This is a genomic window from Arcobacter iocasae (assembly GCF_042214795.1).
GTDB classification, from domain to species: Bacteria; Campylobacterota; Campylobacteria; order Campylobacterales; family Arcobacteraceae; genus Arcobacter; species Arcobacter iocasae.
The window spans coordinates 1,589,847-1,604,842 of sequence record NZ_CP090177.1 but is presented as its reverse complement, the minus strand read 5'-3'; the positions used below and the strand labels follow the sequence as shown (position 1 = coordinate 1,604,842).

Here is a 14,996-nt window from a genome sequence, read left to right as displayed (position 1 = left end):
AAATCATGAGTAAATCAATAAAAGATATGGGATGGGATGAATTAGTACCTGGGGCGGCACTTTTTTCATTTGATCAAGCAGTTGAATCTGTTCTTGCCCAAACAAATCCAGAAGATAGAACATATGCCGAGACAAGCTCTAAAAATCTTTATGTGGGGGATTGGCGAGTAATGAAGCCAGTATGGAATACTGAATTGTGTATTGACTGTCAAAACTGTTGGATTTATTGTCCAGATAGTGCAGTGATTTCAAGAAATAAAGAGATTCAAGGTATAGATTATACCCACTGCAAAGGTTGTGGAATCTGTGTTGAAGTATGTCCTACAAATCCAAAATCATTGATGATGTTTAATGAAACAGAAAAAAATGAATTAGCACTTACAAAGTGGCCTCTTAAAAAAGAAAAAGGTGAGAAATAATGAATAGCAAAGAAATGGAACTAAATAAAGTAGAAGTTTGGGATGGAAATACCTGTAATGCTCAAGCATTTAGACAAGCAGCTGTTGATGTACTTGCTGCTTATCCTATAACACCTTCAACAAATACAGTTGAAACTTATGCTTCTTTTCATGCAAATGGATATGTAGATGGCGAAATCATTATGGTGGAATCAGAACATGCAGCAATGTCTGGCTGTGTTGGTGCAGGAGCTGCGGGGGGAAGAGTTGCAACTGCCACTTCATCACAAGGTTGTGCCTTGATGGTTGAAGTTTTATATCAATGTTCTGGTATGAGAATTCCAGTTGTTTTATGTTTAGTAAATAGAGCTTTAGCCGCACCTTTAAATGTAAATGGAGACCATTCAGATATGTATCTTACAAGAGATTCAGGATGGATTCAACTTGACTCATTTAATGCTCAAGAAGCTTATGACTTAACTTTATGCTCTTTTAAAATCGGAGAACACAAAGATGTAAGACTTCCAGTTATCTCTAACCAAGATGGATTTTTGACTTCCCATACAGCCCAAACAGTAAGACCACTATCAGATAAAGTGGCTTATGATTTTGTAGGTGATTATTTGCAAGTAAATGCAATGTTGGATTTTACAAATCCAGTTACTCATGGAGTTCAAACAGAGCATGACTGGCACTTTGAACATAAAGCTAAACAACATGCAGCCCTAATGGGTTCACTTTTTGTTGTGGAAGAAGTTTTTGAAGAGTTTGAAAAAATTAGTGGAAGAAAATATAATCTTGTAGAATCATATAAAGTAGAAGATGCAGATGTTGTAATTGTATGTTTAGGAACTACTTATGAAACAGCAATGATAGCAGTTGATGCCATAAGAGAAGAAACAGGAATAAAAGCTGGTGTTTTAGCACCAAGACTTTTTAGACCATTTCCTCTTACACAATTGGCTTCAAAATTACAAAATGTAAAAGCTATAGCATGTATGGATAGAAGTGCACCTGGTGGAACGGTTGGAACTTTATACAATGAAGTTGCGGGAGCCTTATTTAATACCCAAGCTAGACCAGTACTTAAAAACTTAGTATATGGTTTAGGTGGAAGAGATATTATTGTAAATGAATTAAAAGAGATTTTTGTTTCTTTAAATGAAGAAGCAAAAAATGGAAAACTTAATGGGAAAATTCAAACACTACACGGTGTAAGAGGTCCTGAGTTAAGTTTTTATGAACACTAAGGAGAAAATATGAGTAATCAAAAAGTAATCAAAAACTTAAAAACATTTTCAACTGCGGCTGAAAGATTTGAGGGTTCTCATGTTTTATGTCCAGGTTGCGCACACTCAATTATTGTAAGAGAAGTACTAAATGCTACAAATGATAACTTAGTAGTATCAGCAGCAACTGGATGTTTAGAAGTTTGTACAGCTATTTATCCACATACTTCATGGGACTGTTCTTGGATTCATATAGGATTTGAAAATGCCTCAACTGCAATCGCAGGTGCTGAGACTATGAATAAAGTGTTAAGAAAAAAAGGAAGAATCGATCCATCAACTCCTGAACCAAAATTTGTAACATTTGGTGGAGATGGAGCAACTTATGATATTGGTTTCCAATGGATTTCAGGATGTTTTGAAAGAGGACATGACTTTATGTATGTTTGTTTAGACAATGAAGTTTATGCAAACACAGGAGGTCAAAGATCATCTTCTACTCCTATTGGTTCATCTACAACAACAGCACCAGCAGGAAGTACTTCTTATGGTGAAAAAAGAAATAAAAAAGATATGCTAGCAATCATGGCCGCACACGGTTCACCATATGTAGCACAAGTTGCACCAAATAAATGGAAAGATATGATTAAAAAGATCCAAACAGGATTTGATACAAAAGGACCTGTATTTATAAATGCAATGAGTGCCTGTACAACAGAGTGGAAATTTCAACCACATGAGACAATAGAAGCCTCAGATTTAGCAGTTGATTCGCTAGTTTTCCCACTATATGAAATCATAGATGGAACAGAATTAAATATAACATATAGACCAAAAAATATAGTACCAGTAAGAGACTATTTAGGTTTCCAACCAAGATTTAAACACCTGTTTAAACCAGAAAATGAGCATATCATAGAAGAATGGCAAAAAAGAGTAGATGCCAAATGGGAGTATCTACAAAAAAGAGAAGAAGCCAGAGTTTAGAGGTCAATCTTTTTGCCCTACTCTGCGTCAGAAAAACATTTTAAGCACTCACATAGGAGCCTATGCTCCTTTGCTTAAAATGTCCCTCTTCCTTGATTAGAACAAAAATATTAACCTCTAATAAATTATTGTCACTAATTACTCTTGACATATATGACTTTTTTTGTCATAATTGTAATAAATTTATATGACAAAAGGATAAATAATGGCTCTTGATGTTTTTGAATGTACACATAAAGGGGAACTACTATTAGGTGATAAAACTATTTCTTGTGCTGTATTAAGCAATGGCAAAAGAATAATAACTCAAACAGCATTGTTTGACGCATTCAATAGACCTAGGAAAGGTGAAAAAAGACTAGATGGATTACCTTCAATTATTGGTGCAAAGAACTTATTACCATATATTACTGAAGAATTAAGAGAAAAATCCATACCAATAAATTATTATTTAAATAATGGAAGTATCTCTAGTGGTTATGATGCAGAACTTATACCTTTAATTTGTGAATTGTACTTAATTGCATTTGATAATGGTTCCCTTCATGAAAGTCAAGAGAAATTAGCTGTTCAAGCAAATATCCTTATAAGATCTCTTGCTAAAGTTGGTATTACAGCTCTTATAGATGAAGCAACAGGATATCAATATGATAGAGAAAGTAATGCATTACAAGAAATATTAAAAGCTTATATTTCAGAAGATTTCCTTAAATGGCAATCAAGATTTCCAAGAAAATATTATGAAGAGTTATATAGGTTATATAATTGGGACGATTTTAATCCAACAACAATGAAACACCCTCAATACTTAGGAAAATTTACAAATACATATATATATGATTATTTACCAGATGGTGTATTAGAAGAACTTAGAGTAAAAAACCCAAAATCTCAAAAAGGACATAGAACTAAAAAACATCATCAATTTCTTTCTGGAGATATTGGTATCCCACACCTTGAAAAACATATAACAAAAATTATTACAATAATGGAATTATCTAATACTCCTGATGAATTTAAAGAAAATTTTAGCCGTGTATTTGAAAAACAACATCAGCCAACATTTAAATTTCAGTAATACTATAATATTTGTTCAAACCGTATGGCACTAAATCCTGCCTTTGATGAAGCTAAGATTTTAGGCTTTATTTTCGGTGAAAAGTGAGGACATGTTTGAGCGTAAAGAAAGAGTGCTAAACGCACTCTTTCAGCGAGTCCCGCAACGCAGAAAAGAAAGACTAAAAGCTTAGGAAGCTCTGCCTTCATCAATTCGGCAGTCTTTTTTGCTTACTTTTTCGAGACCAAAAAGTAAGAAAGCGGAGACCTTTAGGTCTTCAAGAGAAATTTACCCATCAGGTTATCTATCCATTAACTATTGATTATTTATCCATTCATTATCAGCTGTTATAATTATCTTATAAGACAAATACGAACGTCTTCATTTGTTCTCCTAAAGAAAGAGGTCGCGAACCCTCTTTTTTTTTGCCCAAAAATATACAAACTCAAAATCTATTTTCAAACTTTACTATTACATTTTTTTACAAATTTATAAACTTTTAGTCAAGTTATCTTTTTGTTAACCTTTGATTATTTATCCATTTATCATCAACAGTTATAATTTCTTTATAAGACGAATGCGAACGTCTTTTTTCATTTGTTCTCCAAAAAAAGAGGTCCACGAAGCCTCTTTTTTTTTGCCCAAAATTCCCTTCATTTTATCATCAAAATCTTATGTTCCTTTTTGTAATTGTTTTTTATACCTTTTAAAAGAAATTCTCTAAATAAATATTTATTTTATTTTTCTTACATTTTTTTCATTTAATATTTGGATAGAAACAAACAAAGGACGAAAAATGAAATTACAAATCTCAAAAATTTGCAAAAATGTTGCATTGGCTAGTTGCTTAGTTGCTGGATTAGCTATGACTTCTGTTGCTTCAGAAGTTGAAAAAATCCATTTCCTAATCCCTGGTGGTGCCGGTGGTGGTTGGGATGGGACTGCTAGAGGAGTTGGGGAAGCTCTTAAGAATTCTGGTTTAGTTGACGAAACTTCTTTTGAAAATATGTCAGGAGGTGGTGGTGGAAAAGCTATCGCTTACTTAATAGAAACTGCTGACAAACAACAAGATACATTAATGGTAAATTCAACTCCAATCGTAATTAGATCATTACAAGGTGTATTTCCTCAATCATTTAGAGACTTATCTTTAATCTCTGCGGTTGTTGCTGATTATGGAGCTTTAGTTGTAAGAACTGACTCTAAATATAAAACTTGGGCTGATGTAAAAGCTGCTTTTGATAAAAATCCAAGAAAAATAAAAATCGCAGGTGGAAGTTCAAGAGGAAGTATGGATCACCTTGTAGCTGCACAAATCTTTAAAGCAGCAGGTGGAAACCCAACAAATGTAAGATATGTGCCTTATGATGCGGGAGGAAAAGCGCTTGCAGGATTATTAACAGGTGAAGTTGATATTTTATCAACAGGACTTGGAGAAGTTTTAGAAAAACATAAAAAAGGTGAAGTAAGAATCATAGGTATTACTTCTGATGAATCAATTGATGGAATCCCAAGTTTCAAAAGTATGGGTGTAGATGCATATTTTGCTAACTGGAGAGGTTTTTTTGGAGCACCAAACTTACCACAAGAAAAAATCGATGCTTTTGCAAAAGTTCTTGGGGATATGTACAAAACAAAAGAGTGGGAAACAGTTAGATCAAGAAATGGTTGGGCAAATTTATATAAACCAACAACTCAATTTAAAACATTCCTAGAAAATCAAGAAAAAACAATCTCATCTTTGATGAAAGAAATGGGATTTCTATAGGATAAATAGAGCTTTTGCTCTATTTATATAAAGGACAACAAATGACAAAAAATACAATAGGCTCAATATTTTTTTTAGCTTTTTCAAGTTTCTATTTTTATTCTGTATTTAGTATAAAAAAGATGCCAATGGCACAGTTTGAAGTAATGACCGCTTCTACATTTCCTTATTATATTGGATTAACAGGAATTATCGTATCAATAATTTTATTAATTTTATCACTATTAGAAAAAAATGAAGAAAACCTATCATTAACTTATTTAAGAAGTTTAGATTTAAAAACTACGACACTTTTTATTATACTTATGATTTTTTATGGGTTTACAATAAGACCATTAGGTTTTATTTTTTCTACAATGATATTTTTAGCAATAGGATTTTTTATCTTAAAAGAGAGAAATATAAAAAGAATATTTTTAATATCAGTTGGAGTATCTGTGGGATTTTATGTATTACTAAACAATGTTTTAGGGGTATATATAGATGCAGGCGACTTTATCAATAATTTATTAGGAGTAAACTAATGTTAGATGGTATATTACAAGGAGCAGGAACGGCTCTTAGCGCATATAATATCCTAATGGTAGCAATTGGGTGTTTTGCTGGTACATTCATTGGTATGCTTCCAGGACTAGGTCCAATATCTGCAATTGCCTTGATGATTCCTATTACTTATGGGATGGAACCATCTTCTGGACTTATTTTGATTGCAGGTGTTTATTATGGTGCAATATTTGGAGGTTCTACTTCATCTATTTTGATTAATGCTCCAGGAGTTGCTGGAACTGTTGCTTCATCATTTGATGGTTACCCAATGGCAAAAAATGGACATGCGGGAAAAGCCTTAGCAATCGCTGCTTATTCTTCATTTTCAGGTGGGACAATTGCTGCTATATTCTTACTTTTTGCAGCTCCTGCTTTAGCATCTGTAAGTTTAAGTTTTCAGTCATCTGATTATTTTGCTTTGATGGTTTTAGGTCTGACAGCAGTTGCTGCATTTGCTGGAAAAGGTAAGTTTTTAAAAGCTGCTATTATGACTATCTTTGGTCTTATGTTAGCAACGGTAGGAAGTGATTCTGATTCTGGTATTGCTAGATTTACTTTTGGTAGATTGGATTTGATTGATGGGATTTCATTTTTACTTTTAGCTATGGCTGCTTTTGCTTTATCTGAGGCTTTGATGAATGTTTTAGAAAGTCACCAAACAACAAAAGAGGAAGAAGAAGCACTTAAAAAAGATATTGGAAGTCTAAGACTAACAAGAGAAGAAGTAAAAGAGATGGTTCCAACTATTGGTAGATCTTCAGTTCTTGGATTTTTTATTGGTGTTCTTCCAGGAGCAGGTGCAACAATTGCTTCATTTTTAGCTTATGGGATGGAGCGATCAATTGCCAGTGTGAAAGACAAACTAAGCTTTGGAAAAGGAAGTATCAAAGGACTTGCAGCTCCTGAAAGTGCCAACAATGCAGCTTGTTCTGGTTCTTTTGTGCCTTTACTTACTTTAGGTATTCCAGGAAGTGGAACTACAGCTATTATTTTAGGTGCTTTAATTTCTTATGGAGTTCAACCAGGACCTACGATGTATGTAGATAATCCAGAACTATTTTGGTCAGTTATTATTTCTATGTATATTGGGAACCTTGTACTTTTAGTTTTAAATTTACCATTGATTCCATATATTGCTAAGCTTTTAACACTACCTAAACAGTTGTTGTTACCGTTGATTATATTCTTCTCACTTGTTGGGGTTTATTTGGTTACTTTTAATAACTTTGATATTTATATGATGACAGTTTTTGCAGTTGTTGCTCTGTTTTTAAGAATCGTTGATTTTCCAATGGCACCTATGATTTTAGGTTTTATTTTAGGTGGAATGATGGAAAACAATTTAAGACGAGCATTGACTATTAGTGATGGTTCTTTATCTTTTCTATGGGAAAGACCTATTACTTTATCAATATTAATCATCACGATAATTTTATTGTTAGTTCCTTTATTTGGTGAATTTTCAGCTAAAATTAGAAAGAAAAAAGAGAATTGATTTTCTCTTTTGCTTTAAAAAGAGGTAGTAATGGATGATTTTAAAAAATATACTATTTTATATATTGAAGATGATGAAGGCGTAAGAACCATCAATTCACGATTCTTAAATCGCATGTTCAATGAGCTATATGAAGCAAAAGATGGAGAAGAAGGCTACGAACTTTATAAAAAATACCATCCAGATATTATTTTAACAGATATAAAAATGCCAAAACTTGATGGTATATCTTTAGCAAAAAAAATAAGACAAAAAGACACAACTACAAAAATCATAATCTCAACAGCATTTAGTGAAAAAAGTTATTTAATGGATGCCATTGAATTAAACCTTGAAAAATATATTATCAAACCCCTTACAAGTAGAAACCTTCTTCCAGCACTTTCAAAAGCAGTAGAAGCATTAGAAAAAGAGAAAGATTTCAAAATCACTTTGGGTGATGAATTTTATTTTGACAACAATACTTCTTTATTTTATAATAAAGGTCAAGTAATCAATCTCACAAAAAAAGAGTTATTGTTTTTGAAACTTTTAGTATTAAATAAAAATAGAGTGGTATCTTATGAAGAGATAGAACAACATGTTTGGGATGGAGAATATATGAGTTTAAATTCTTTAAGAACCTCTCTTGGTTTTTTACGAAAAAAGATTCCATTTAATTGTATTAAAAATATTTCAAATATGGGGTACAAACTAAATCTTGAAAAATAACTATAATCAAACAGTAGAACAAGGAATAAAAAAGACTACTTTACTCAGTTCTACAATTATTATTTTAATAGTAGCAACTATAATTGGTATAGTTCTAATAAAAACAGAATATAGTAACTTTAGAACTCATATAAAAAGTTTCAAAAATACATTAATCGAAAGGGAGATGTTTTATATTAAGACATCAGTTCAAAATCTTAAAAATGACATAGATTTTGAAACTCTTTCAATAATAAATAGCAAAAAACAAAGAATAAAAAACCAATCAATAATCGCATATAATTTAGCATATTCTTTATATAAAACTTCAAAAAAACTTTCCAAAGAAGAACAAATAAACCTAATAAAAAAATCATTAAAAGAAATTGCCCAAGAAAAAAATGATATCAACTATTTTGTTTTGAATACAAAAGGAACTCTACTTTTAAATACAGATTACCCAAAAAATGAAGGTATAAACTTTCTTGATTTTGAAGATTTGGATGGGGTGAAATTTATCAATAAAATGATAAATGCAAATGAAAATACGCAAAACTTTTTAGACTATAATTGGTACAGACCAAATAAAAGAATCACTTATTCAAGACATCTAAAAGAGTTAGGTCTAATAATAGGTTCAGCTAGTAATTTGGAGAGTAATCATGTGGAGTTGACAGATAAACTTCTAAAAAAAATCACCCTACAAGGTTTCAATAATGATGAGTTTATTTTTATTTATAAACTAAATAGTATAAATAATATCCTAGATCAAAGCAAACTTCTAATACAAAAAAACATAAAAACTTCAAATAAAGAACTTGAAGCAATAAAAGAACTTCTTATAAAAACAAATTATAAGGCAAATGAAGCAACTTATTATGACTATAATCAAAAGCTCTTTTATGCTACTTATATCAAAGAGTATAGATATTTTATAGCAGTTGGAGTAAACCTATCAAATATCAATCAAATAGTTAAAAAAGAGACTAAAATATCTTTGGATAATCTTTACAAAAATATAATAAAACTAATCATCATCATTATAGTCATGACTATAATTTTTTTCTTTTTTTCCCTACTATTTACAAGAAAGATAGAAGAGCTTTTTAGCCAATATAGAAAAAGAGTTAAACAAAATGAAGAGAAATATGCCCTACTTTTTAACTATAGTAATGATGGTTTTATAATCTCTGAAATAATCAATAATAGTACTCGCATTTTAAGTTTAAATAGTACTGCTCTTAAAACTATAGGTTATGAGTCAAATGAGATATTATATAAAGACTTTTTTAACTTATTTGATCAATTAAGTTTAGAAGAAATCAGACAATCAAACTCTTTAGTTAAAACAGTAAAATTATTTACAAAAGATAAACAAACAAGAACTATAGAGTTAAATGCAATTATTTATTCATATGAAAACCAAAATTTACTGTTTGCTTCATTGAGGGATATTACAGAGAGAACACTTCTAAAAGAAGAGAAAGTAAAACAACAAAATATCTTAATACAAAAATCAAAAATGGCAGCAATGGGTGAGATGATAGGTAATATCGCCCACCAATGGAGACAACCCTTATCTCAAGTTTCAGGACTATTTTTTGATATTGAATCTGCTTATGATTATAAAGAATTAGATAAAAAGTATCTTCAAAATAGAGTTGATGAAGCAAATGATTTACTTGAATATATGTCAAAAACAATTGATGATTTTAGAAACTTCTTTAATCCAAATTCAAAAAAAGAACTCTTTTATTTAAATGAAGCCATAGATAATGCAGTAAAAATAGTAAAATCTACTCTTACTTTCCACCATATAGAACTTATTATAAATATAGAAGAAGATTACAAAATTGATGGATATAAAAATGAATATTCCCAAGCAATTATGAACATAATATCAAATGCAAAAGATATCTTATTGGAAAAAAATATCAAAAATCCACAAATAAGAATTTATGCTCAAAAAAATGAGAAGTTATGCTTACATATTGAAGATAATGCAGGAGGAATAGACGATACTATTATAAATAAGATTTTTGATCCTTACTTCACTACAAAATATGAATATGGTACAGGGATTGGACTGTATATGACAAAAATGATTATTGAAGAAAAGATGAATGGAACAATTAAAGTGAAAAACTCTACTAATGGAGCAATATTCTCAATAGAGATATAAATAATTTGATTTTAATTACATTATTTACAGATATTATATTTTATGAATCCAATAAAGAATTTAATACGAGGTAATAAACTATTTCGTAAATATCACTTTGAAGAGTTTAAAGATAATCTCAATGAACTAATAACAAATGGTCAGAAACCTGAAATCTTATTTATAAGTTGTTGCGATAGTAGAATAACAACTGATTTTATGGTAGGAAATAAACCAGGTGATTTATTTACCCTTAGAAATATAGGCAATTTTGTACCTCCATATAGTACAGATGGTAATTTTCATGGGAATGCTTCTGCCATAGAATATGCAGTTTCAGTTTTAAAAGTATCTAATATAATAGTTTGTGGACATTCATATTGTGGAGCATGTCAAAGTTTATATGAAGATATTCCAAATACAAATGATTACATAAATATAAGAAAGTGGCTAGAACTGGGTAAAAAAGCAAAAGATATGACCCTAAAAAATAAACATCTTTATAAAAATAAACAAGATTTATATAAAGCAACAGAAAAAAACTCTATAATATGTCAATTAAAAAATCTACTAACATACCCAGCAATAAAAAGAAAAGTTCTTACAAAAGAGATTACTATTCATGGTTGGTATTATAATTTAATAGATGGATCAATAGAATTTTATGATCAGATTAGTAAAAAATATAAGGATATAAATGAATATAGATAGTGTTTCCTTTACCAATGCAATTAAAGACTTATTAAAAATAGTATTAACACTTGGCATTGGAGCATTGGGTTCTATCATTTTCATATATTTAAATTTGCCTATTCCTTGGCTTTTAGGTTCTATTTGTGCTACATCTTTTGCAGTAAGGTATGATACTCTTCCATTAAAAAGTCCAAAAATATTTTCTAGTCCTGCAAGAGTCATAATAGGGGTAACCATTGGAAGTGCGTTTAGTCCTGAGATTTTAAACTATTTGAATGTATATTTTTTCTCTTTACTTCTTGTTATCCCTTTTACAATTATAACAATTTTATTGGGAATGTTTTATTATTACAAAATATTAAATTTTGAAAAAAAGACAGCTTTCTTTTGCTCTATTCCAGGGGGTTTAATCGAACTTGTGATTTTAGGGGAACAAATAAAAGCCGATACAAGAAAGATCACACTTGTACAATCTTCTAGACTCTTATTCATAGTTCTAAGCTTACCTTTTATTGTTCATTATATTTTTAATGTTGATGTAAGTGGTAACCAAGTAATTACCGAAACATTAAGCCAAATTGATTTAAAACAGCTTTTTTATCTTGTCTGTATAGGAACAATTGGTGCAATTGTTGGAAAAAAACTAAATCTTTTTGCTGCTTTTTTAATGGGTCCAATGTTTTTAAGTATTTTTGCTTTTAGTATTGGTTTTGTTGACTCAAGACCACCTGATGAATTACTTAAATTTGTGCAAGTAATTTTTGGTACAATCATTGGTTTTACCTTTAAAGGCATAAAACTAGAGGTAGTTATTAAAACTTTATTTTCTACCTTTGGTCACTTTATAATCCTAGCTTGTATAACAACAGCTTTTACTTTAACAGTTAGTTATTTTTTTGACTTCCCAATTATGTCTATTTTATTAGCATTTTCTCCTGGTGGTCAAGCAGATATAAATTTAATAGCTATTATTGTAGGAGCAAATGTTCCATATATCGCTATTCATCACATAGTTAGGCTCTTTTTAGTGATGAATTTAGCTAATATCTTTGCAAAAAAGCTAGAGTAGATACTTACTATATTTGTAAACTTGATTTCTTTTTTAAATTTATCTCTTCAAGTGTAATATCTGATTGGTAAACTAAAACCTCAACACCACTATTCATAGCCTCTTTTAAAGCTTCATTATATTTTGGGTCAATCTCTTTTGCAATTGTAAATGGCAAGTTATCTGTTCTTTGAATCACATATAACATTACAGCTCTATGTCCTTCTTTTACCATAGAAACCAATTCATCTAGATGTTTTTTTCCTCTTGTTGTTACAGCATCTGGAAAAGCCAAAGAATCATTAATCTTTAAACTTACACTTTTCACTTCCACATAACACTTTACTTTTTCATTTTCTAATAAAATATCAATTCTAGAATTTATTCCATATTTTTGCTCAGGAGTCAGAGAACTATATCCTTGAAGTTCTTTGATTGTTCCATTTCTTATAGCTTCTATGGCAATCTTATTTGCAACACCTGTATTTGTACAAATCAAAATATCGTGCATCTTCGTTAGTTCTAAAGTATACTTTAATTTTCTTTTTGGATTATCGTGAAAAGTCACCCAAACATCACAATTTGGTTCTATACAAGAAGTCATTGCACCGCTATTTGGTACATGGGCTGTTATTTCTTCTCCACTATCTAAAATAATATCAGCCAAAAATCTTTTATATCTTTTTACTAATTTACCTTTATAAAGTTTATCAAATCTCATTTTTTTCCTTTAGAACTTTTTAGCAAAATATTACTTACAAAAAACTTGGAATAGAACTTGCATATAACAGGACATGAATACAATAAAAGAATTTAATCAAAGTACACATATACTTAATCATGACCAAATAGATACTTTACATAAAGAGTTCTTTGATATATATGCAAGTGCTGATATAAACTCTTTGGAAAGTATAATACAAAAATCAAAAGAATTATTACTTCATAGCGAAAGACACTTCCAAGAAGAAGAGTTTCTTATGGAAAAATACAATTATCCAACTATAAAAGAGCATAAAGATGAACATTACAAAGCCTTAGCAGAGATGGAGTATTTTATAAAAAATTCCCACTCAGTATTTGGTAAAAAGATGTTGAAATCATACTTTATAGAAAAATTACCCGAATGGTTTGATTTTCATTTAGCAAATATGGATAGTGATTTAGTTTGCCACTTAAATAAATTTGAGCACTAATCAAAGGATATAAAATGGACATACTTAAAAAAGCTTATGATTGGGCATACACATATGAATTTACACCAATAGAGATAGAATATGCAGGAAAACTAGCACTTAAGATGCTTGATGACTCTTGTCAAATGTCAAGTGAAGAGCGAAGAATGTTTTTTTATGTATATGATGCTATAACAGATAGAGAAGATATCCTTTTAAGTGATGATATGAATAAATTGGTTTTTTTAGCACGAGACAGAGCAACAATTTATTCTAAACCAGAATTTGCAAATATAGTTCATGCTTGTAAAGAGGATATCATACCAAATATGCTCAAAGTTCATATGAAAGCTTTCAAAAAAATGGTTAGAGAAAATCTTTATTAATTATAATATATAATCATCAATTTATTAACTTTAAGTTAAAATCCCTTTTATAACAAAATTGAAGGATATTATATGCCATTATTAGATAGTTTTAAAGTTGATCATACAATTATGCCAGCACCTGCAGTTAGAGTTGCAAAAACAATGAAGTCACCATCTGGTGATATTATTACTGTATTTGATTTAAGATTTTATGTACCAAATAAAGATATGATGAGTGAAAAAGGGATTCATACTTTAGAGCACCTTTTTGCTGGATTTATTAGAGAACATTTAAATTCACCTACTGTTGAAATCATTGATGTTTCACCTATGGGTTGTAGAACTGGTTTTTATATGAGTTTACTTGGAAGTCCAAAAGAAGAAGTTGTAGCTGCTGCTTGGAAAGCTGCTATGGAAGATGTTTTAAATGTAGCAAAACAAGAAGATATCCCAGAACTGAATATTTATCAATGTGGTACATGTAATATGCACTCATTAGAAGAAGCAAAAGATATTGCAAAAGATATTTTATCTCACAAAATTGGCGTAATGTCAAACGAAGAGCTTTATTTATCTGATGATAAATTATCATCTTTAGGAAACTAAGAAAGTCAATTTAAGAGATAGAAATATCTCTTAAAACTTATATGAATAAAGAAATCCAAACAATAGATGGTTCTAACACCCTATTTTCTACAAAATACAATCAACACTTTCATGACCTTAAAACAGGTGCCATAAAAGAGTCTTTAAATAAGCATGTAATACCTGCACTTACGCTAAAAAAAGATTTAAAAAAACTAAAGATTTTAGATATTTGTTTTGGGATTGGTTATAACACTTTTTCTACTATTTATTATATTTTAGAAAACAATTCAGATATAAACCTAGAGATTTATTCTCCTGAGTTAGATGAAGATTTAATAAAAAGTTTGGATAAATTTACTTTTCCAAAAGAGTTTGAAAAAATCAAACATATAATAAATTCCATAGCCAAAAACTTTTCCTATGAAGATGAAAAAATCAAAATAGAAGTTTTTATTGGAGATGCAAGAAAATATATCAAAACTTTAAATGATATAGATATCGTATATCAAGATGCTTTTTCAAGCGAAGTAAATAAAGAGCTGTGGAGTGTGGAATATTTTCAAGATATTTTTAAACTTTGTAAAGATGATGCGATTATGACTACTTATTCTATCTCTTCAAATGTCAGATTATCTATGTATGAAGCTGGTTTTTTTATCTATGAAATAAATCCAAGTGGAAATAGAAAACAAACTATTGCTTTAAAAAGTAAAAAAGATATAGAAGCAAAATATATTGATATGGAATTAAAGAAAAGTAGAAATAAAGAGGCTAAAGCATTTTATGATTAGAT

16 protein-coding genes are annotated in these 14,996 nt (G+C 29.9%); 15 read left to right on the top strand and 1 reads right to left on the bottom strand.

The window, feature by feature from the left end; translation table 11 throughout:
* Positions 1 to 5 precede the first annotated feature (5 nt).
* The 11 genes from LXN10_RS08055 to LXN10_RS08005 all read left to right on the top strand — a co-directional run bounded on the left by LXN10_RS08055 (position 6) and on the right by LXN10_RS08005 (position 12,093).
* Positions 6 to 419 (top strand): 4Fe-4S binding protein, encoded by a 414-nt coding sequence (locus tag LXN10_RS08055; RefSeq protein ID WP_375722542.1) that lies wholly within the window; start codon positions 6 to 8, stop codon positions 417 to 419.
* Positions 419 to 1,648, top strand: coding sequence for a 2-oxoacid:ferredoxin oxidoreductase subunit alpha (locus LXN10_RS08050; RefSeq protein WP_375722541.1), 1,230 nt, complete (start codon positions 419 to 421; stop codon positions 1,646 to 1,648). The genes LXN10_RS08055 and LXN10_RS08050 overlap by 1 nt, the downstream gene beginning before the upstream one ends.
* 9 nt (positions 1,649 to 1,657) lie before the next feature.
* Positions 1,658 to 2,614: a thiamine pyrophosphate-dependent enzyme gene (locus LXN10_RS08045; protein WP_129100914.1), complete on the top strand. Its 957-nt coding sequence runs from the start codon at positions 1,658 to 1,660 to the stop codon at positions 2,612 to 2,614.
* Positions 2,615 to 2,819: 205 nt separating this feature from the next.
* Complete coding sequence (locus tag LXN10_RS08040; protein ID WP_375722540.1) at positions 2,820 to 3,692, top strand: P63C domain-containing protein; 873 nt, start codon at positions 2,820 to 2,822, stop codon at positions 3,690 to 3,692.
* Between the two features lie 775 nt (positions 3,693 to 4,467).
* Positions 4,468 to 5,439 carry a tripartite tricarboxylate transporter substrate binding protein gene (locus tag LXN10_RS08035; protein WP_375722539.1) on the top strand — a complete coding sequence of 324 codons (972 nt, stop codon included), beginning with the start codon at positions 4,468 to 4,470 and terminating at the stop codon, positions 5,437 to 5,439.
* A 41-nt stretch (positions 5,440 to 5,480) separates the two neighbouring features.
* Complete coding sequence (locus LXN10_RS08030; protein ID WP_375722538.1) at positions 5,481 to 5,963, top strand: tripartite tricarboxylate transporter TctB family protein; 483 nt, start codon at positions 5,481 to 5,483, stop codon at positions 5,961 to 5,963.
* Complete coding sequence (locus LXN10_RS08025; RefSeq protein ID WP_375722537.1) at positions 5,963 to 7,480, top strand: tripartite tricarboxylate transporter permease; 1,518 nt, start codon at positions 5,963 to 5,965, stop codon at positions 7,478 to 7,480. The genes LXN10_RS08030 and LXN10_RS08025 overlap by 1 nt, the downstream gene beginning before the upstream one ends.
* 30 nt (positions 7,481 to 7,510) lie before the next feature.
* On the top strand, positions 7,511 to 8,191 hold the full coding sequence (locus LXN10_RS08020; protein ID WP_375722536.1) for a response regulator transcription factor: 681 nt from the start codon (positions 7,511 to 7,513) through the stop codon (positions 8,189 to 8,191).
* Positions 8,181 to 10,352 (top strand): cache domain-containing protein, encoded by a 2,172-nt coding sequence (locus LXN10_RS08015; RefSeq protein WP_375722535.1) that lies wholly within the window; start codon positions 8,181 to 8,183, stop codon positions 10,350 to 10,352. Before LXN10_RS08020 ends, LXN10_RS08015 begins: the two co-directional genes overlap by 11 nt.
* 42 nt (positions 10,353 to 10,394) lie before the next feature.
* Positions 10,395 to 11,042 (top strand): carbonic anhydrase, encoded by a 648-nt coding sequence (locus LXN10_RS08010; protein ID WP_375722534.1) that lies wholly within the window; start codon positions 10,395 to 10,397, stop codon positions 11,040 to 11,042.
* Complete coding sequence (locus tag LXN10_RS08005) at positions 11,029 to 12,093, top strand: AbrB family transcriptional regulator (RefSeq protein ID WP_375722533.1); 1,065 nt, start codon at positions 11,029 to 11,031, stop codon at positions 12,091 to 12,093. The genes LXN10_RS08010 and LXN10_RS08005 overlap by 14 nt, the downstream gene beginning before the upstream one ends.
* Before the next feature lie 7 nt (positions 12,094 to 12,100).
* On the opposite strand, the gene sfsA is transcribed toward LXN10_RS08005, so the two are convergent.
* A complete protein-coding gene (gene sfsA / locus LXN10_RS08000) occupies positions 12,101 to 12,793 on the bottom strand; it encodes a DNA/RNA nuclease SfsA (RefSeq protein ID WP_375722532.1) in 693 nt (230 codons plus the stop codon).
* 73 nt (positions 12,794 to 12,866) lie between these two features.
* Here sfsA and LXN10_RS07995 point away from each other — a divergent pair, with 73 nt between their 5' ends.
* The 4 genes from LXN10_RS07995 to LXN10_RS07980 all read left to right on the top strand — a co-directional run bounded on the left by LXN10_RS07995 (position 12,867) and on the right by LXN10_RS07980 (position 14,994).
* Positions 12,867 to 13,268, top strand: coding sequence for a bacteriohemerythrin (locus LXN10_RS07995; protein WP_375722531.1), 402 nt, complete (start codon positions 12,867 to 12,869; stop codon positions 13,266 to 13,268).
* A 14-nt stretch (positions 13,269 to 13,282) separates the two neighbouring features.
* Positions 13,283 to 13,633, top strand: coding sequence for a hypothetical protein (locus LXN10_RS07990; protein WP_375722530.1), 351 nt, complete (start codon positions 13,283 to 13,285; stop codon positions 13,631 to 13,633).
* A 72-nt stretch (positions 13,634 to 13,705) separates the two neighbouring features.
* On the top strand, positions 13,706 to 14,221 hold the full coding sequence (luxS, locus tag LXN10_RS07985; RefSeq protein ID WP_375722529.1) for an S-ribosylhomocysteine lyase: 516 nt from the start codon (positions 13,706 to 13,708) through the stop codon (positions 14,219 to 14,221).
* Positions 14,222 to 14,262: 41 nt separating this feature from the next.
* Positions 14,263 to 14,994, top strand: coding sequence for an MnmC family methyltransferase (locus LXN10_RS07980; RefSeq protein WP_375722528.1), 732 nt, complete (start codon positions 14,263 to 14,265; stop codon positions 14,992 to 14,994).
* Positions 14,995 to 14,996: the final 2 nt, after the last annotated feature.

Excerpts from the sequence above, each read along its gene's own strand:
- LXN10_RS08055 (WP_375722542.1), top strand. The coding sequence starts at position 6 with ATGAGTAAATCAATAAAAGATATGGGATGGGATGAATTAGTACCTGGG.
- LXN10_RS08050 (WP_375722541.1), top strand. The coding sequence starts at position 419 with ATGAATAGCAAAGAAATGGAACTAAATAAAGTAGAAGTTTGGGATGGA.
- LXN10_RS08045 (WP_129100914.1), top strand. The coding sequence starts at position 1,658 with ATGAGTAATCAAAAAGTAATCAAAAACTTAAAAACATTTTCAACTGCG.
- LXN10_RS08040 (WP_375722540.1), top strand. The coding sequence starts at position 2,820 with ATGGCTCTTGATGTTTTTGAATGTACACATAAAGGGGAACTACTATTA.
- LXN10_RS08035 (WP_375722539.1), top strand. The coding sequence starts at position 4,468 with ATGAAATTACAAATCTCAAAAATTTGCAAAAATGTTGCATTGGCTAGT.
- LXN10_RS08030 (WP_375722538.1), top strand. The coding sequence starts at position 5,481 with ATGACAAAAAATACAATAGGCTCAATATTTTTTTTAGCTTTTTCAAGT.
- LXN10_RS08025 (WP_375722537.1), top strand. The coding sequence starts at position 5,963 with ATGTTAGATGGTATATTACAAGGAGCAGGAACGGCTCTTAGCGCATAT.
- LXN10_RS08020 (WP_375722536.1), top strand. The coding sequence starts at position 7,511 with ATGGATGATTTTAAAAAATATACTATTTTATATATTGAAGATGATGAA.
- LXN10_RS08010 (WP_375722534.1), top strand. The coding sequence starts at position 10,395 with ATGAATCCAATAAAGAATTTAATACGAGGTAATAAACTATTTCGTAAA.
- LXN10_RS08005 (WP_375722533.1), top strand. The coding sequence starts at position 11,029 with ATGAATATAGATAGTGTTTCCTTTACCAATGCAATTAAAGACTTATTA.
- sfsA (WP_375722532.1), bottom strand. The coding sequence starts at position 12,793 with ATGAGATTTGATAAACTTTATAAAGGTAAATTAGTAAAAAGATATAAA.
- LXN10_RS07995 (WP_375722531.1), top strand. The coding sequence starts at position 12,867 with ATGAATACAATAAAAGAATTTAATCAAAGTACACATATACTTAATCAT.
- LXN10_RS07990 (WP_375722530.1), top strand. The coding sequence starts at position 13,283 with ATGGACATACTTAAAAAAGCTTATGATTGGGCATACACATATGAATTT.
- luxS (WP_375722529.1), top strand. The coding sequence starts at position 13,706 with ATGCCATTATTAGATAGTTTTAAAGTTGATCATACAATTATGCCAGCA.
- LXN10_RS07980 (WP_375722528.1), top strand. The coding sequence starts at position 14,263 with ATGAATAAAGAAATCCAAACAATAGATGGTTCTAACACCCTATTTTCT.